Here is a 16,616-nt window from a genome sequence, read left to right on the forward strand (position 1 = left end):
TCCGTGAACGTCCGCGGCAGGCCCCCTTTCTTCCTCCCGAGCACATGCGAGGTACGCTGAGGCACCTCTCCTCATGTCCTGGCTCGCGCTCGTCCTCCTGCCTGTGGTCCTCGTGCTGCTTCGGCAGCCGGCCATCTCCGCGCTCTTCGCGCTGGCGGAGGAGTGCAGCTTTCACTGGGGTGCCTACCGCGGCACGCTCCGCATCACCCGCGTCATCGAGCTGCTGGGTCCCGACAGGCTGATGAGACGATCGCTGCATCAGCTCCGGGTGCATGCCCATGAGGCGCTCGGAGACACCGCGCGAGCCGTCGAGGGCGCGCGACGCCTCGTGAACGAGGCCCGAGCCGCGGGTGATTGGGGGCTCGCCAACACGGCCGTCAACACCTTCATCAACGCGGGGCTCTATCAGGAGGCCCTGGAGGTTGAGCGCGGCTGGGGGAGCCCGGACTCACGTGCCTCGGAGGAGCTGGGGCCTGACGAGCAGAGAGACTTGGTTCAGCTCAATCTCTCCGAGGCGCTCTACAACCTCGGCGACTGGGAGGGCGCCAGCGCGCGTCTCCGGGCTGTCGAGGAGGCAGAGGCGGACGAGCCCCTCCTGCGGCATGCGCTCCTCCTGCAACGCGGGTGGATTCTGGCGCATACCGGGCACGGTGCTGAAGCACTCGCGACGCTCGACGCGTTGGATCGTGAGGATCTGCCCCGCGTGTACTGGAGTGAGGTGGCCTTCGCCCGCGCCGCGGTGCTGCTGGTGCTCCAGCGGTACGAGGAGGCGGAGAAGGAAGCACGCGAGGGGCTGGCACTCGCGCGCCGCGTCGCGAGCACGCGCAATGGGCTGTTTATGCTCGGGCGGATCGCTCTGGCACAGGGGCGGCTGGAGGAGGCCTCGCGTCACTTCGAGGCCGGGGCGGCACACCCGTACAAGGGGCAGGGCGGCGGCGCGCTGCTCGCGTGGGGAGAGTGTCTGGAGAAGCTCGGCCAGGAGGCCCGGGCTCGGGAGGTTTGGCGGCTCGTGCTCGAGCGCGATCCGCAGAGTGCCGCGGCCCGGGAGGCGGTATTGCGGCTCGGGGCTCAGGGAGTCTCGGAGGGCGATGCCAGCCGCTGATAGCGGAACGAGAGCCGCGCCGGCGTGCCCGCGCTGTCGTAGTACGAGAGCATCCGCAGCTTGTAGTACTGCCCGTTGCTGCTTCGCACCACGTACAGCAGCTCGTCGCGAGTGACGAGCTTGTGCTTGACGAGATCGTAGGCGTACCAGCCGCCCTCCACTTCGCTGAACACTGGCTGCGAGGCGTCCTGCTGGTAGCCCTCGGCCGGTGCCGACGTGAGCGCGTCCCAGCTCGTGTCCTTGAGCACCGCCACCGCGACCTCGCCCGTTGGGTTGCCGCCTCCTCCGTTCATCGTGATGACGTAGCGCTGGAAGGACAGGTCCCATTTGTTGGTGTCGAAGGCCTCGTCCGTCTTCATCTCCCGGCCTTCGTCGATGTCGAAGAAGACCGTGGAGGATTTGTTCGTCGCATCGATGATGGCGACGTTGCTCCCGTCCTCCTGCGCCGTGACCTCGACGAGCTTGTCGCCGCTGGCCTGGCCGTCGAACGGATAGTCCTCGCGCAGGTCTGCTGCGCAGCCCGCCACCGAGAGGCCGAGGAGCAGCATCGTTCCGTGAATCCGCATCCGCATGTCGACCCTCACCCCAGCCCTCTCCCAGAGGGAGAGGGGGCTTTGCTCAGTACTCCCACTGGACTCCGCCCAGTACGCCTCGCGGAGGCCGCGGGTTGAACTGCTGGTCTCCCGCGTTGAGCAGGTTGTAGCCGTTGACGAAGACCTCGAACCCACCCTTCAGCTTGTAGGAGACCTGGGCCTCGAGATCGAAATACGACGGCGCCCACACCTCCTGCTCCTCGCCCAGGCCGATCACGTTCGCCATGCCTCCATCCGTTCCCAGGAAGTACGGCCGGCTACTCACCCACGAGCCTCGGACGGTCGCCTCGAGGTTCAGTGGGCGGTACCTCGTGGAGAGCTGTGCGTTGACTCGGTGTCGGGCTCGGCCCTCCAGCGGGCGGTCGCGCGTGACATCCTTCGCGTCGAGCCGCGTATAGGACAGGTCCAGGTACGTCGCGCGGATGGGCAGGCGGAAGTGTCCGTTGACCTCGACACCCTGCGTGTACGCCCTGGCCACGTTCTCGTAGTTGTAGGTCACCGGATCATCCGGGTTCGGCACTCCGCTGGCGGTGACGTTGATGAGGTTGTTGAGCCGGGTGTGGAAGCCGCTCACGGAGAAGATCCACCCGGCGATGGGAGGGCGCCAATCCACGCCCACGTTCACCGCCGCCGAGCGCTCGGCCTTGAGGTTGCGGTTGCCCGCGACGACGTAGCCGATGCCTTGGTTGGAGAAGCGCAGGTACAGCTCTTGGAAGGACGGCGGGCGGAACCCGAGTCCCACGGAGGCGCGCGCCGTCAGCGCCGGGGTTGGATCCAGCTTGAGGGCGAGTCGTGGCGAGGGCGCTCCGCCGAACTGTGAGTCCAGGTCGAAGCGGAAGCCTGGCGCCACCTTCAGCTTCGGCCCCGAGTCGTCCGAGGACAACGCCACGTCCCACTCATCCTGGAGGAACGCCCCGCCCCGGATGCGGCCCACCGGGCTCTCTTCGATCCGCGCCGAGGAGAGTCGCTCGCCGAGCACCTCGATGCCCCCGGTGAGTGCGTGATGGCCAATCCGGTGGTCCGCCTGGATGACGCCTTCGTAGAGCCGGTTGAAGTTCTGTGAGTAGTCGTCGAGCGCCCGCGAGCCGCGCTGGTCCTGCAGGAGCTGGTCCCGGAACAGGCCGAAGTGTCCCCGCACGAGCAGCGAGGTGGCGCTGGCGAGCTGCTTCCTCCCGCCGAGCGAGAGGTCGAACTGCTCCTGCCTCTGCCGCCGATCGAGCACCGCGCCCGAGGGGTTGAGGTCGACGGCGTTCTCGTCGCGCTGGTTGTACTGGCTGCGCAGCCACAGGCGTGACTGCTCATCCGGGGCATAGGCGAGGGCGACGTCACCGTCGAACCGGCGGATGCCCGCGCCGCTCGTCGCTGCGTCCGTGGGGATCCAGTCGTAGGGACTGCGGGTCCGGTAGCTGCCTCCCACGCGCACCTCGAAGGGGCCCTGCTTCGTGCCCGCGTTCGCGCGGAAGTCGCCCTCCAGCAGCGCTCCGAACGAGCCTCGTGCGCTCAGCTCCAACGGGCGCTGCACGCGCCGGGAGATGAGGTTCACCACGCCGCCGATGGCATCCGCGCCGTAGAGCGCCGCGGCGGGTCCCTTGACGATCTCCACGCGCTCCACGTCGCGCAGGCTGAAGCGCCCTAGATCGAGCGTGGTGCCCACTCGGCCGCTCACGCGCTCGCCGTCGACGAGCACGAGCACGTATTCGGGATCCAGGCCCTGTAGGCGCAGGCCTGTGCCTCGGAAGGTCTGAACCAGCTCCACGCCCGGGTGCTGCTGGAGGAGCTGGCCCAGGTCTCGGGCGCCGATCGCTTCGATCTGCTTCCGGGTGATGACCTCGGTGGCCACCACCACGTCCTCGAGCTTGCGCTCGCTGCGCGAGGCGGTGACGACTGTCTGCTTGCTCCGGTCGGTCTCCTCGGGCTCGGGTGGAGCCGGGGGAGGGGAGGGCTCGGAGATGGCGGGTCCGACGACGTCTGGGCTGGAGGCGCCCACGCCGGGCTGCTGCTGGGGGTCGATCGGCTGGCTCACCACGAGGGCGGCCACCAGAGGGAGGATCACGGTCCGACTCTCGGCCGGATGTCCGCGATCGTCAATGGGGCCCTCGATACCCTCACCCCGGCCCTCTCCCAGAGGGAGAGGGTGAGGTGTTGTGTTACGCGGCCTTCGCCTGGCCCTTGCCGAAGGTCAGCCCGTCCTTGCCTGCGTCCACCACGATGTGGTCCCCAGGCAGGTACTCGCCTCCCAGCACCTTCAGCGCCAGCGGATCCATCAGGTACTTCTGGATGGCCCGCTTCAGCGGCCGAGCCCCGTACGTCGGGTCGTAGCCGCGTTCGGCCAGCAGCGCCTCCGCCTGTTCCGTCAGCTCCAGCGTCAGCCGCTTGTCCGCCAACAGCTTCTGCATCCTCGCCACCTGGAGCTCCACGATGCGCTGGATGTCCTTCTTCCGCAGCGGCTCGAAGATGATGATCTCGTCCACACGGTTGAGGAACTCCGGTCGGAAGTGCTGGCGCAGAATCCCCATCACGTCGTTGCGCGTCGCCTCGTCCAGCTCCTCCTTGCCCGCCATCCCGTCCTGCAGGGCCTGCGAGCCGACGTTGCTCGTCATGATGAGCACCGTGTTCTTGAAGTCCACGGTCCTCCCCTGGCTGTCCGTCAGCCGGCCCTCGTCGAGGATCTGCAGCAGCATGTTGAAGACGTCCGGGTGGGCCTTCTCGATCTCATCGAACAGGACCACCGTGTACGGCCGGCGCCGCACCGCCTCGGTGAGCTGGCCTCCCTCCTCGTAGCCGACGTATCCCGGAGGCGCGCCCACCAGTCGGGCCACGGAGTGCTTCTCCATGTACTCGGACATGTCGATGCGCACCATCGCGCTGTCGTCGTCGAAGAGGAACTCCGCCAACGCCTTGGCCGTCTCCGTCTTGCCCACGCCCGTGGGGCCCAGGAAGATGAACGAGCCGATGGGCCGGTTCGGGTCCTGCAACCCGGAGCGCGCCCGGCGCACCGCGTTGCTCACCGCCTCGATGGCGCTGCGCTGGCCGATGACCCGCTTCGTCAGCCGGTCCTCCATGTTCACCAGCTTCTGGACCTCGCCCTCCATCAGCTTGGAGACGGGGATGCCCGTCCACTTGCCCACCACCGCCGCGATGTCCTCCGCGTCCACCTCCTCCTTGAGGAACTTGTGGCTCTTCTGCAGCTCGGCCAGCTTCGCGTTCTGCTGGGCGATCTCCTTCTCCAGGCCGGGGATGACGCCGTACTTGATCTCCGCTGCCTTGTTGAAGTCACCCTGCCGCTCGGCCGCCGCCTGGTCGTTCTTCGCCTTCTCGAGCTTCTCCTTCAGCGAGCCGATCCCACCGATGGCCTTCTTCTCCGAGTCCCAGTGCGCCTTCAGCGTGTTGAAGCGCTCGTTGAGGTTCGCCAGTTCCTTCTCGATCGTGGACAGCCGCTCCTTCGAGTGCGGATCCGTCTCCTTGCGCAGCCCCTCGCGCTCGATCTCCAACTGGGTGATCTTCCGCCGCACGTCGTCGATCTCCGTGGGCATCGAGTCGATCTCGATGCGCAGGCGGCTGCACGCCTCGTCCACAAGATCGATGGCCTTGTCTGGCAGGAAGCGGTCGGAGATGTAGCGGTTGGACAGGTTGGCCGCCGCCACCAGCGCGGAGTCCTGGATGCGCACGTGGTGGTGCACCTCGTAGCGCTCCTTGAGGCCACGCAGGATGCTGATGGTGTCGTGCACGCTCGGCTCGCCCACCATCACCGGCTGGAAGCGCCGCTCCAGGGCCGCGTCCTTCTCGATGTGCTTGCGGTACTCGTCCAGCGTGGTCGCGCCGATGCAGTGCAGCTCACCGCGCGCCAGGGCCGGCTTGAGCATGTTGCCCGCGTCCATCGCGCCTTCGGCCTTGCCCGCGCCCACCAGGGTGTGCAGCTCGTCGATGAAGAGGATGATCTCCCCCGCCGCGTCCGCCACCTCCTTGAGGACCGCCTTGAGGCGCTCCTCGAACTCGCCGCGGTACTTGGCACCGGCCACCATCGCGCCCAGGTCCAGCGTCACGAGGCGCTTGTTCTTCAGCCCCTCGGGCACGTCCCCGTCGATGATTCGACGCGCCAGGCCCTCGACGATGGCCGTCTTGCCCACGCCCGGCTCACCAATGAGCACCGGGTTGTTCTTCGTGCGCCGGCTGAGCACCTGGATGCAGCGGCGGATCTCCTCGTCACGTCCGATGACGGGGTCCAGCTTTCCGGCTCGCGCCGCGTCCGTGAGATCGCGCCCGTACTTCTCCAGCGCCTGGTAGGTGGACTCGGCGTCCTGGCTCGTCACGCGGCCGGAACCTCGCACCTCCTTCAGGCTGGACAGCACGCGCTCGCGCGTCACGCCCGAGGACTTCATCACCTCACCCACGGCCCCCTTGTCCTGCGTGAGGGCCAACAGCAGGTGCTCGCTGGAGATGAAGTCGTCCTTGAGGGACTTCGCCTCGTCCTCGGCCTTGTCGAAAGTCTTCAGCAGCCGCTGGCTGAGCATCGCGCCTTCGCCGCCCTGCATCTTCGGCAGCTTCTGCAGCGTCTCACCCAACCGGCCGGCAAACAGCTTGACATCCACGCCAATCTTGCGAAGCAGCGGCTCGACGATGCCGTCCTTCTGTCCGAGCAGTGCCGTCGCGAGGTGCTCCGGCTCATAGTTCGGGTTGTCGGCTCGCCGGGCCAGGGACTGCCCCTCTTGAATGGCCTCCTGCGCCTTCACTGTGTATTTGTCGAGTCGCATGTCACCAACGTAAGGGTCGAGGACCCCTTGGCAAGACGCGCGGCTCCCCCTACCTTTCACGCACCGTGCGGCCTGGATGGTTGGATCCTCTACTGTCCTCCAGGCTCTCCGGGAGTTGCCTTTTCCAGGCCAGCCCGGGTATATGCCGCCCGCACACCGGGGGGCATCCACTGGAAGCGCATGGCGGTTATCTCATTCGAGTTGAATCTCTGGGCGGCCTGAGGCTGATGGAGCTGGCCCGGCAGGCGCTCGTCGAGGACGGTGCCCCGGCGGACTCCCTGCTGACGGTGTCCGTCTACCGTCGGCGCAAGATCGTCCGGCTGGCCCTGGATGGAGCCCACACCGCGGGGCGGAGGGGCTCTCACTGGTATAGCGAGCACCACGCCCTGGCTCGGTTGCTGTCCAGGGAGGCGGGCCTCACCGTGCACTCCTACGTGTACGACCCCCAGGAGTTCGAGGAGGTCAAGGCCTTCGGAGGAGGGCAGCACGTCGGAGGGGAGCGGCTGCTGTACGACGAGGTGGAGCTGCCCGAGTGCCTCGATGGGGAGTTCGACGACGAGGCCTTCGCACGGATGCAGGCCCAGTGGCCGATGGGTCACCTGGCGTGGGTGTTCGGGGTGGAGCGCGAGCTGCTGCTGCAACTGCACCGCATGCAGGGGACCCGGTTGGTGCTCAACGGCCCGGGGTCGGAGCCAGGGTCCCCGCTGGATCAGCTGCTGCGGGGCGCCTCGGCCTGAGGAGGAGGGTCCGGGGCGAGGACACTGCTCAGTCCTCCTCTTCGGCGAAATCGCCGTCCTGAGCGATGATGGCCTGACGGACGCGCTCGCTGCGGAAGTACTGGCCGAGCAAGGCGAAGGTGCCAGCGACGAACGCCGTCAGTCCCACCGTGCTGGCGGAGAAGAGCCAGGGAACGGCCTGGAACTGCTCAATGGCCTGCCCCTGGAGCTCGGGGAGGGTCTTCATGGCCTCGATGATGGCGGGGGCCATGCGCCGGGCCACCACGGCCTCCTGGGCGCCGTCGATGGTACGCAGCAGGGCCGCGCTGATGGCAGCCCCTCCGAGCATCCGGCGCATCCGCTCCAGGGGGAGCCCCTCGGGCCGGAGCATCCGGCCGGCGGCCACGAAGGAGAGGGCACACGCCACCGAGAGCGCCCCCAGGATGAGCGCGCGAGATTCGCGCATGGGCTCGAGCGCGGAGATCTGGGCTTCAAGGAGGCTTGTCACGAAGGCAGGTTGACTGTCGCCGGCCTCCTTGAGCTCCGAGAGCCGACCGAGATTCATGGACTCGCGCAGGGCGAAGAAGCCCGTGAACGCGGAGAGCACGAGGCAAACGAACGCCGCGAAGCGGATGCCTCGCGGCAGGCTCTGGGAGGGGGAGGCCGGTTGCTTCACCGCTTGCTCGCCTCCACGAAGCGCAGGCGCAGATCGGCGAGGAGGTTGTCGAAGAGCTGCTGCTCCTCGGACGTGAGGTTGCCGCGCGTCTTGTCGTGCAGCATCCCCAGCAGATCCAAGCTCTGCCGGGCGAGAATCAAATCCCGCTCGGACTTGCCCGTCTCCGGGTTGGGCGCCTCACCCAGGTGGATGAGGGCGCTGGAGGCCAGGCCGATGAGAAAGGTGCTGAAGGTGATGGGCGCCTCGGGTGCGCTCTGCCGCGCCTCGCCCCGCATCACGAACGTCTCTCCGCGCTTCTCCTCGCTCATGGCGTCACTCGGCCGACTCGGAGTCCTCGTCGCCCTCGTCCTCCTCCTCGTCGTCCTCGTCCTCGTCCTCGTCGTCGAAATCCTCGTCGTCGTTCTCGAGCTCGTCGTGCATCACCGTCTCGACCGGGACGGACTTCTCGGCCACGTCAGGCAGGGACTCGATGTGGCTCTTGTACGTCTTCTCGTCCAACTCGCCACTGCGCAGGTAGCGTTCGGCCGTGCGCTTGTCGAGGTACTTGGGGTCTGTCGTATCGGCCATGGTCAACTCCTCGGAATCTCTTGGAAAAGGGCGCGCCACCTTATAGCAGGGCTGCCCTCTGTCAACGCCACTGAACCCACACCCGTCCGGAGCCGTTGAACGTTCCTCTCCGGCCATCCCTTCCCCCGCGGCCTGATCTTGCTCGCCGAGGACATTGCCGAGCGCGTCCGGCGCCTGACCTCTGCTTTTGACAGGGGCGCTCAGGGGGCTAGCCTCGCGCGCGGAGACGTATGACGCACAAAATTCATGGCCAGCCTCCGCGCCGGCCGAACATTGGTATCACCCCAGACTACAGCGCGAACCGGCCGGACTCGGCATTCGCGTACTACGAGCTGAAGGTGCCCTACGCGGACGCAGTGCTGCGTGCGGGGGGCCTGCCCTTCGTGCTGCCGTACTCGGACGAGCTGGCGTGTGTGGACGCGTACTTGGATCGCATCTCCGGGCTGCTCGTCACGGGCGGGGCCTTCGACATTCCACCCGAGGCTTATGGAGAGACGGCGCGTGAGGGGATGGGGCCCCTGAAGCTCTCGCGCACCGCCTTCGAGACGGCGCTGATGCGTGGGGCGCTCAAGCGCAACATGCCGGTGCTGGGCATCTGCGGGGGCATGCAGCTGCTCAACGTGGTGCTGGGAGGCACGCTGCACCAGGACATTGGCCGAGAGGTCCCGGGCGCACACGAGCACGAGCAGAAGCATGATCGGACCCAGCCGCAGCACCCGGTGGACGTGAAGGACGGGACGCTCCTGGCGGACGCGGTTGGCCGGGGTCAGCTGATGGTGAACTCCACGCACCACCAGGCGGCGTGCCGCATGGGCCCCCAGGTGGTGGTGAGCGCGGTGTCCCCGGACGGGGTGGTGGAGGCCATCGAGTCGCCCCAGTACACCTTTGCGTTGGGGGTACAGTGGCACCCGGAGCTGATGATCAACACGGTGCCGATAAACGTGGGCGTGTACCGGGCGTTCATCCAGAAGGCACGCGAGCACCGGCGGTGAGTGAGGTGCCGCGCATCCTGCTGTGCGCGGGCCACGAGCCCACGGGACGAGCGGGGCTGCTCTCGGACGTGGCCGCGGTGCGGGCGCTCGGTGGGGCACCGGTGGCGGTGCCCTCCGCGCAGACGGCGCAGGGACGAGGGACTTTCCTGTACCAGCCCACGCCGCCGCGCGTGTTGAGGGCTCAGGTGAAGGCGGCGCTCGAGTTGGGGCCGCTGCACGCGGTGAAGCTGGGCCAGGTGCCCGGGCCGTCGTTGCTGGCAGCGCTGCGCGAGGCTCTCGACGGCGTGGACGCGTGGTGGGTGGTGGATCCGGTCGTGCGAACCTCGAGGGGCGAGCTGCTCTCGAAACTGACGCAACGGCACTACCTGGCGCTGGCAGGGCCAAAGGTGGTGCTCACACCGAACCTGGACGAAGCGGCGTGGCTGCTCGGCGGGGGAGAGGTGCGCACAGTGGAGGAGGCCCGTGAGGCGGGGAGGGCGCTGGTGGCCCACGGCTTCGGCGCGGTGCTGGTGAAGGGAGGGCACCGGGCCACGGGAGCGGTGGATGTGCTGTGCCTGCCGGAGCGAGACGTGGTGCTGGAAGGCGCCCGCTTGGAGCGCCCACCCGAGCGCCGGGGGACGGGATGCCGGCTGGCCTCGGCCTTCGCGGTGGAGCTGGGCAGGGGCAAGTCGCCCACTGCCGCCGCGCGCCGAGCGAAGGCCTATGTGACGCGTTACCTGCGCTCCGGCAGAGACTGAGCTTCCAGAGTCGCAGGCCGCACGCGGTCTACTCCATACGGGCCCGGCTCTCGAAGCGCGTGTACTCGGCGAGGAAGACCAGGTCGATGTCTCCGATGGGGCCGTTACGCTGCTTGGCGATGACGAGCTGCACGGGGATCGCCGTGGTTCCTCCGCCCCCACCGCCGCCTCCTCCACCGCCGCCTCCTCCACCGCCGCCGCCCTCACCCTCGGTCTGGTCCTCGCGGTGGATGAACATCACCACGTCGGCGTCCTGCTCGATGGCGCCCGACTCACGCAGGTCCGAGAGCATCGGCTTGCCGCCCTTGCGCTCCTCCACCTTACGGCTGAGCTGCGAGAGCGCGATGATGGGCACCTCCAGCTCCTTGGCCAGCTGCTTGAGCGCGCGAGAGATCTCCGCGATTTCCAGCTGGCGGCTCTCCACCTTGCCCTTCTGGTGCATCAGCTGGAGGTAGTCGATGACGATCAGCGACAGCCGCGGATCTCTCTGCTTGAGCCGCCGCGCCTTGGCGCGCAGGTCGAACGGGGACAGACCACCGGAGTCGTCGATGTAGATGGGGGCGTTGTAGAGCTTGCCCGCCATCTCCTGGAACTTCTCCTCGTCATGCGGGGTGAGCCGGCCACCGCGCAGCTTCTTCATGTCCACGCGCGCGCTCGAGGCCAGCAGACGCATGAGCAGCTGATCCGCGGGCATTTCCAGGCTGAAGATGGCCGCCGCCTTGGGCTCATCCGCGAGACCCACGTGCGTCGCGATGTTCATCGCGAAGGACGTCTTTCCGCAGCCGGGGCGCGCCGCGAGGATGATGAGCTCGCCGCCGTGCAGTCCCGTGAGCTGGTTGTCCAGGTCGACGTAACCCGTCGACAGGCCGGTGATGCCCGTCGTCGCGGTCTTCATCTTGTCCAGGAGGTCCAGCGTGTGCTCCATCAGCTCGCTGACGGGCCGCAGATCTCCCTCGCGCTTCTTCTCCGCCAGGTTGAAGACCTTGCGCTCGGCCTCGTCCAGCAGCACGTCCAGCTCGCCCGTCTCCTGGCTCGCGAGCTCCTGGATCTCCCGCCCCACGCCGGCCAGCCTCCGCCGGATGGCCTGGTCCTTGACGATCTTCGCGTACTGGATGACGTTGCCCGGCACGGGCACCATCTGGTCCAGGCTCATCAGGTAGGCCGGGCCGCCCACTCCCGCCAGTTGCCCGAGCACCTTCAGCTCCTCGGCCAGCGTCAGGTGGTCCACCTGCCGCGAAGAGCCGTCCAGCTTGAGCATCGCGGCGAAGATCTGCGAGTGCGCCGGACTGGCGAAGTCATCCGGGTGCACCACTTCCGCGATGCTGGCGACGATCGTGTTGTCCGCGAGCACCGCGCCCAGCACCGCGCGCTCCGCGGCGAGGTCCTCGTGGGATTTCCTGCCACCGGTCCGAATATCGAGGATGTTGTCCATGGATGCCCGGCCAGTATACCGCGTCGCTACAGGTCTGTAGCGAGCACCTTGGCAGCAGCCTCTGACAGGCCAAGGCTCCTGGACCGGCTCCCTCCCGCAAAAGGAAAGGCCGCCCGGGTGTTGAATCCCGGACGGCCCTGGTGCTTCAACCGCGGGGGGAGGGCTCAGGCCTCCGCCGCGACCTCGACCTTGATCTTCGCCGCCACGTCGCGGTGCAGCCGCAGCTCCACCTCGTACTGACCCGTGGCCTTGATGGGCTCGGCCAGGTGCAGCTGGCGGCGATCCACCTGCTGACCCTGGGCGGCGAGCGCCTCGGCGATGTCCAGCACGGTGACGGAGCCGTACAGCTTGTCCTGCTCACCCACCTTGCGGCGGATGGTGACCTTCACCGCGCCCAGCTTCTTGGCCTGCTCCTCGGCGGCGCCCTTCAGCTTGGCGTTGCGCGCCGAGATGACAGCGCGCTCGTGCTCGAGCTGGCGCACGTTCTGCTCGGTGGCCAGCACCGCGAGCTTGCGCGGCAGCAGGTAGTTGCGGCCGAAGCCGTCCTTCACCGTCACGAGCTCCCCGGACTTGCCCAGGTTCGCGACGTCCTCACGAAGAATGACCTTCATGTGATGTCTCCGTTCGTTCGAGGGGCCGGGCGATTAGCCGACCATCGCGTTGTAGGGGAGCAGCGCCAGACCGCGAGCGCGCTTGATCGCGGTGGCGATCTCACGCTGGTGCTTGGCGCAGTTGCCGGAGATGCGGCGGGGGATGATCTTGCCGCGCTCGGTGACGAAGTACTTCAGGGTCGACTGATCCTTGAAGTCCACCTTGGCGTTCTTCTCAGCGCAGAAGCGGCAGACCTTCTTGCGGCCAAAGCCACGGCCACCACGCTTCTCGTCATCACCACCCGCGCCGCCGCCGCGGCCACCGTCCCTGTCACCCCTGTCCCTGTCCCTGTCCCCGCCACGCGGAGCGTTCCTATCATTGCCGATCATGAGTATTCTCTCGTCTCTGGAATGGGTCCGTGGAAGACGACCGGGATGGCACTAGGCCTCCTCGGTGGCCTCCTCATCCGCCTCAGGAGCCTCGTCCGCGGAGTCGACGCGCTCAGCGCTGGGCGCCGCACCCGGGCGGGTCTCCTCGACGTCGCCGGCCAGCTTCAGGTCCTCGAGCACCGGACGGGTCTCGGGATCCACCTCGTCCGCGAGCTTCACGGACAGGTAGCGCGTCACCTCGTCGTAGATGCGGAGGTTGCGCTCGATCTCGGCCACCAGCTTGGTGTTACCCAGGAAGTTGGCGTGGATGTAGATGGCGCGGGGCTGCTTGGCGATGGGGTACAGCGTCTTCTTCTTGCCCCACACCGTAAAGCGGATGACCTTGCCACCCTCACGGTTGACGATGCCGCGGACGCGCTCCTTGAGCTTGTCCACGTTGTCGTCGGTGAGGTCAGGCTTGACCAGGAAGATGGTCTCGTACTCACGAAGCCGCGTGGCGGCCTGCGTCTCAGCCATGTTTCTCTCCCCTTGGGGTTGAGTGCCCCCCGGTTACCCGAGGAGCGGGGAAACGGTCAGACGGTCCAAGGGGGATCGTCCGCCGGGAACGGGAAAACCGCGCGCCCGTCTCCCTCGCGCTTCGTCCCGAGTGCACGCACCCGGGATGATGAAAAAGAACAGTCCAACCTCGCCGAGGCTTCCGGGAGGCGGGGAAGGGGCCTTCTACGGGGGGCCCGACCCTGAGTCAAGGCGCCCGCTTGTTGTACCGGTTCATGGCTGTCGCCAGCCCGTCGCGCACCCACGTCTCGGCCGCGTCCGCCGCCAGGGCGATCAGCTCGTCGAGCTGCCGGCGCTCGCCATCGTCGAAATTCGACAGCACGTAACCGGCCACCCGGTCCTTGGCGTTGGGGCCCTGGGGCTTACCAATGCCGAAGCGCAGGCGGATGAAGCCGTCCGCTCCCAGGGAGGAGACGCTGCTCTTCAGCCCGTTGTGGCCCCCGCTGCCGCCTCCCGCCTTGAGCTGTAGCCGACCGAAGGGCATATCCAACTCGTCGTGGATGACGAGGATGTCCTCCACGGCGATCTTGTAGAAGCGCGCCGCCTCGGCCAGCGAGCGGCCGGACAGGTTCATGTACGTCTGCGGCTCCAGGAAGAGGACCTTCTCGCCGCCCAGGGTGCCCTGACCCACCCGGGCCTGGAACTTCTCCTGGTTGAGCTCGGCGCGCACGCGCGACAGCAGCGCGTCCACCACCATGAAACCGATGTTGTGCCGGTGGCGCTCGTACTCACGCCCGGGATTGCCCAGTCCACAGATGAGCTTCATGGCAGAGACTCCGAAAAACAGACGGGGCCAGCCCCTTCAGGCTGACCCCGCGTGTACGGCAGGAAGACGAGACTACTTCTTCGCGCCAGCCGCGGGCTTGGCCGCAGCGCCGGCCGCGGGCTTGGCCGCAGCGCCGGCCGCGGGCTTGGCCGCCGCCGCCGCGGGAGCCGCAGCAGCAGCCGCCGCGGGAGCCGCCTCAGCCGCACCCTCGGGCGCGGAGATCACGGCGATGGTGTAGTTGACGTTGGTCTTCACGATCACACCCTCGGGCAGCTTCACATCGTTGATGTGGAGCGCCTGGGCGATCTTCAGCGCCGTCACGTCCACCTCAATCTTCTCGGGGATGGCGCGCGGCTTGGCGAAGACCTCGATCTCGCGGCGGGCCTGGGTGAGCAGACCGCCCTCGGCCACACCCTCGGCCTTGCCGGTGAGGATCAGAGGCACGTTCACCTTCACCTGGTCATCCTCGCGCACGGCGATGAAGTCCACGTGGAGGATCTCACGGGTGACCGGATCCTGCTGGTAGTCCTTGAAGAGGACCTGCTGCTCGCCGGCGCCCGCACCCTTCAGGGTGATGAGGGTGTTGAACTTGTGCGGGGTGTTGATGGCCTGGCGCACGGACTTCGGGTCAACCGCCACGGACAGCGGCTTCTCCAGGTGCTTGCCGTACACGACGGCGGGCACCAGACCCTGGCTGCGCAGACGGCGGGCGGCGCCCTTGCCGGAGCCCTCGCGCGGCTTGACCTCGAGCGTGCTCTTGTCGATGGACATGGATTTCCTCGGTGTGGGGACTGCGATGTGACCTCGCCAGAACGAACCCCGGCGCCTCTGGCATCCCGCCCCCGTGGCGGGCCCCGAGACGGCGCCTTGCGGAAAGAAGGGCCGGCGTGGTGTGGGTGCGACATGCCAGCGCGGGCGGCCAGAGTCAAGCCGCCCGGCGGGCAGGGGAGCCCTTCTTCGTCAGACGAAGAGGGAGCTGAGCGAGTCGGCGCGGTGGATGCGCGCGATGGCCTCTCCGAAGAGGCGCTCGGTGGTGAGCACGCGCACCTTGCCAGTGGCCAGGGCGGCGGGCGACAGCGGCACCGTGTCCGTGAAGACGAGCTCCTCGAGCGTCGAGTCCTGGATGCGCTGGATGGCGGGTCCGGAGAGGATGGGGTGGACGGCATAGGCCACCACTCGGCGCGCGCCCCGCTCCTTCAGCGCGGCGGCCGCCTGGGTGAGCGTGCCCGCGGTGTCCACCATGTCGTCCACCAGTACCGCGTCCTTGCCGCTCACATCTCCGATGAGGTTCATCACCTCGGAGGAGTTGGGCCGCGGCCGGCGCTTGTCGATGATGGCCAGGCCGCAGTTGAGCCGCTTGGAGTAGGCGCGCGCCCGCTCTACGCCGCCCGCGTCCGGCGACACGATGACCAGGTCCTGCGAGTCAGGGAACTTCTTGCGCAGGTCGTCCAGGAACACCGGCGAGGCGTAGAGGTGATCCGAGGGGATGTTGAAGAAGCCCTGGATCTGCCCCGCGTGCATGTCCATGGACACCACGCGCGTGGCACCCGCCACCTCGAGCATGTCCGCGATCAGCTTGGCGGTGATGGGCGTACGCGGCGCTACCTTGCGATCCTGCCGGGCGTACCCGTAGTAGGGCATGACCGCGTTGATCGAGCCAGCGCTCGCGCGCTTGAGCGCGTCGCACATGATCAGCAGCTCCATCAGGTGATCATTGGCCGGAGGGCACGTGGACTGGACGATGAAGACGTCCAGTCCGCGCACGTTCTCGCCGATCTCCACGTGGATCTCCCCGTCGGAGAAACGGCCCACGGAGGCCTTCCCCAAGGGACGCTTGAGGTAATCGCAGATGCGATGGGCCAGACCTGGATTGGAGCTCCCGGTGAACACCTTGAAGTCGCGAGGCTGCATGGGCGCGCTACTAACGCGCCCCGCGACGGAAGGGAAGTCCCTTCCTCCGGCTCGTTCGGCCCCGTGCTCAGTCGTGCTCGGCGGCGGCTAGAAAGGGGCTTGAGCCCCCGGCCCCCGTTTGTTGGTGCCGCTCATATTCCAGAAGGATGGTTCGCTCCATCTGGTTGCGCGTGTCGGCATTGAGCGGGTGTGCAATGTCCTTGTACGTCCCGTCCTTCCGGCGCTTGGCCGGCATGGCGATAAACAGGCCGGACGCTCCGTGAATGACTTTGAGATCCCGGATGACAAAGCAGTGATCCAAGGTGATGGTCACGTAGGCCTTCAGCTTATCCTCGTCGACCGGATACACCTTGACGTCGGTGATGTTCATGGTCCCCCCCCGGACCTCTAGGGGTCCGAGCTAGCGGGGGAGCCTGAGACAGACCGACCCGGAAAATCAAGTCTATCCGGGCTTGTTGTACGTCAACCGACGCTTCGGAAACACATGTGGGCCAGGAAGGCCAGGTGGTAGATATCAATGACAGTGTAGAGCGCAGCCCCAGCCTGGATTGCCCGCTGGCTGATCCGCATGGAGCGGTGCAAGCACAGCAGCGTCAGCCCCAAGCTCACGATGGCGAGCTTGGAGGCCATGAAGGCCAGGGGCGAGTGCTCGTAGGCCATCCGCATGAGCGGGTTGAGCTCCTCGGCCACATCCAGTTGTAAAAAGGTGAGGGTAAAGAGTCCGTCCAGCAGGTTGAGCACCAGCAGCAGCGCCGCTGCCGGGCTGATGTGGAACGAAGCTCCCTCAATACCTGCCCAACGTGTCGCCTGCGTCGTCGCCGCCACCCGAACCTCCCCG

19 protein-coding genes are annotated in these 16,616 nt (G+C 67.4%); 4 read left to right on the top strand and 15 right to left on the bottom strand.

Annotated features, from left to right (window positions below; genetic code table 11):
• Positions 1-73: 73 nt before the first annotated feature.
• A complete protein-coding gene (locus tag F0U60_RS19460; RefSeq protein ID WP_395822147.1) occupies positions 74-1,102 on the top strand; it encodes a tetratricopeptide repeat protein in 1,029 nt (342 codons plus the stop codon).
• Here the strand turns inward: F0U60_RS19460 and F0U60_RS19465 are convergent.
• From F0U60_RS19465 to clpB, 3 genes are all read right to left on the bottom strand, one after another.
• Positions 1,069-1,674 carry an HmuY family protein gene (locus tag F0U60_RS19465; RefSeq protein ID WP_395822149.1) on the bottom strand — a complete coding sequence of 202 codons (606 nt, stop codon included), beginning with the start codon at positions 1,672-1,674 and terminating at the stop codon, positions 1,069-1,071. The two genes, F0U60_RS19460 and F0U60_RS19465, sit on opposite strands and share 34 nt — an antisense overlap.
• Positions 1,675-1,720: 46 nt before the next feature.
• Positions 1,721-3,748: a TonB-dependent receptor plug domain-containing protein gene (locus F0U60_RS19470; RefSeq protein ID WP_395822151.1), complete on the bottom strand. Its 2,028-nt coding sequence runs from the start codon at positions 3,746-3,748 to the stop codon at positions 1,721-1,723.
• Between the two features lie 94 nt (positions 3,749-3,842).
• Complete coding sequence (clpB, locus tag F0U60_RS19475; protein ID WP_395822153.1) at positions 3,843-6,446, bottom strand: ATP-dependent chaperone ClpB; 2,604 nt, start codon at positions 6,444-6,446, stop codon at positions 3,843-3,845.
• Between the two features lie 227 nt (positions 6,447-6,673).
• Between clpB and F0U60_RS19480 the strand changes: the two genes are divergently transcribed.
• A complete protein-coding gene (locus tag F0U60_RS19480) occupies positions 6,674-7,183 on the top strand; it encodes a hypothetical protein (protein ID WP_395822155.1) in 510 nt (169 codons plus the stop codon).
• A 28-nt stretch (positions 7,184-7,211) separates the two neighbouring features.
• Here the strand turns inward: F0U60_RS19480 and F0U60_RS19485 are convergent, their stop codons facing one another.
• Genes F0U60_RS19485 through F0U60_RS19495 form a run of 3 tightly spaced genes read right to left on the bottom strand, consistent with a single transcriptional unit; the run spans position 7,212 to position 8,405 of the window.
• The gene (locus F0U60_RS19485) at positions 7,212-7,838 is read right to left on the bottom strand and encodes a hypothetical protein (protein WP_395822157.1); all 627 of its coding nucleotides are present in this window, start codon (positions 7,836-7,838) and stop codon (positions 7,212-7,214) included.
• Positions 7,835-8,146 carry a DUF1844 domain-containing protein gene (locus F0U60_RS19490; RefSeq protein WP_395822159.1) on the bottom strand — a complete coding sequence of 104 codons (312 nt, stop codon included), beginning with the start codon at positions 8,144-8,146 and terminating at the stop codon, positions 7,835-7,837. Before F0U60_RS19490 ends, F0U60_RS19485 begins: the two co-directional genes overlap by 4 nt.
• A gap of 4 nt (positions 8,147-8,150) precedes the next feature.
• The gene (locus tag F0U60_RS19495; protein WP_395822161.1) at positions 8,151-8,405 is read right to left on the bottom strand and encodes a hypothetical protein; all 255 of its coding nucleotides are present in this window, start codon (positions 8,403-8,405) and stop codon (positions 8,151-8,153) included.
• A gap of 230 nt (positions 8,406-8,635) precedes the next feature.
• Between F0U60_RS19495 and F0U60_RS19500 the strand changes: the two genes are divergently transcribed.
• The gene (locus F0U60_RS19500; protein WP_395822163.1) at positions 8,636-9,397 is read left to right on the top strand and encodes a gamma-glutamyl-gamma-aminobutyrate hydrolase family protein; all 762 of its coding nucleotides are present in this window, start codon (positions 8,636-8,638) and stop codon (positions 9,395-9,397) included.
• The gene (locus tag F0U60_RS19505; RefSeq protein ID WP_395822165.1) at positions 9,394-10,134 is read left to right on the top strand and encodes a hydroxymethylpyrimidine/phosphomethylpyrimidine kinase; all 741 of its coding nucleotides are present in this window, start codon (positions 9,394-9,396) and stop codon (positions 10,132-10,134) included. Before F0U60_RS19500 ends, F0U60_RS19505 begins: the two co-directional genes overlap by 4 nt.
• A 28-nt stretch (positions 10,135-10,162) precedes the next feature.
• On the opposite strand, the gene dnaB is transcribed toward F0U60_RS19505, so the two are convergent.
• From dnaB to F0U60_RS19550, 9 genes are all read right to left on the bottom strand, one after another.
• Entirely contained in the window at positions 10,163-11,566 is a 1,404-nt protein-coding gene (gene dnaB / locus F0U60_RS19510) for a replicative DNA helicase (RefSeq protein ID WP_395822166.1), read from the bottom strand.
• 164 nt (positions 11,567-11,730) lie between these two features.
• Positions 11,731-12,177 carry a 50S ribosomal protein L9 gene (gene rplI / locus F0U60_RS19515; RefSeq protein WP_395822168.1) on the bottom strand — a complete coding sequence of 149 codons (447 nt, stop codon included), beginning with the start codon at positions 12,175-12,177 and terminating at the stop codon, positions 11,731-11,733.
• 33 nt (positions 12,178-12,210) lie between these two features.
• A complete protein-coding gene (rpsR, locus tag F0U60_RS19520) occupies positions 12,211-12,546 on the bottom strand; it encodes a 30S ribosomal protein S18 (protein ID WP_395822170.1) in 336 nt (111 codons plus the stop codon).
• A 51-nt stretch (positions 12,547-12,597) separates the two neighbouring features.
• Positions 12,598-13,062, bottom strand: coding sequence for a 30S ribosomal protein S6 (gene rpsF, locus F0U60_RS19525; protein ID WP_395822172.1), 465 nt, complete (start codon positions 13,060-13,062; stop codon positions 12,598-12,600).
• Between the two features lie 226 nt (positions 13,063-13,288).
• Positions 13,289-13,867, bottom strand: coding sequence for an aminoacyl-tRNA hydrolase (pth, locus tag F0U60_RS19530; protein ID WP_395822174.1), 579 nt, complete (start codon positions 13,865-13,867; stop codon positions 13,289-13,291).
• A 72-nt stretch (positions 13,868-13,939) separates the two neighbouring features.
• Positions 13,940-14,638: a 50S ribosomal protein L25/general stress protein Ctc gene (locus F0U60_RS19535; protein ID WP_395822176.1), complete on the bottom strand. Its 699-nt coding sequence runs from the start codon at positions 14,636-14,638 to the stop codon at positions 13,940-13,942.
• 189 nt (positions 14,639-14,827) lie between these two features.
• Complete coding sequence (locus F0U60_RS19540) at positions 14,828-15,778, bottom strand: ribose-phosphate pyrophosphokinase (RefSeq protein ID WP_395822178.1); 951 nt, start codon at positions 15,776-15,778, stop codon at positions 14,828-14,830.
• A gap of 67 nt (positions 15,779-15,845) precedes the next feature.
• Positions 15,846-16,148 (bottom strand): septation regulator SpoVG, encoded by a 303-nt coding sequence (gene spoVG, locus F0U60_RS19545; RefSeq protein ID WP_395822180.1) that lies wholly within the window; start codon positions 16,146-16,148, stop codon positions 15,846-15,848.
• A 92-nt stretch (positions 16,149-16,240) separates the two neighbouring features.
• On the bottom strand, positions 16,241-16,603 hold the full coding sequence (locus F0U60_RS19550; RefSeq protein WP_203403447.1) for a DUF5658 family protein: 363 nt from the start codon (positions 16,601-16,603) through the stop codon (positions 16,241-16,243).
• Positions 16,604-16,616 lie beyond the last annotated feature (13 nt).

Origin of the sequence: Archangium minus (assembly GCF_044360475.1) — a bacterium.
Classification (GTDB): Bacteria; Myxococcota; Myxococcia; order Myxococcales; family Myxococcaceae; genus Archangium; species Archangium minus.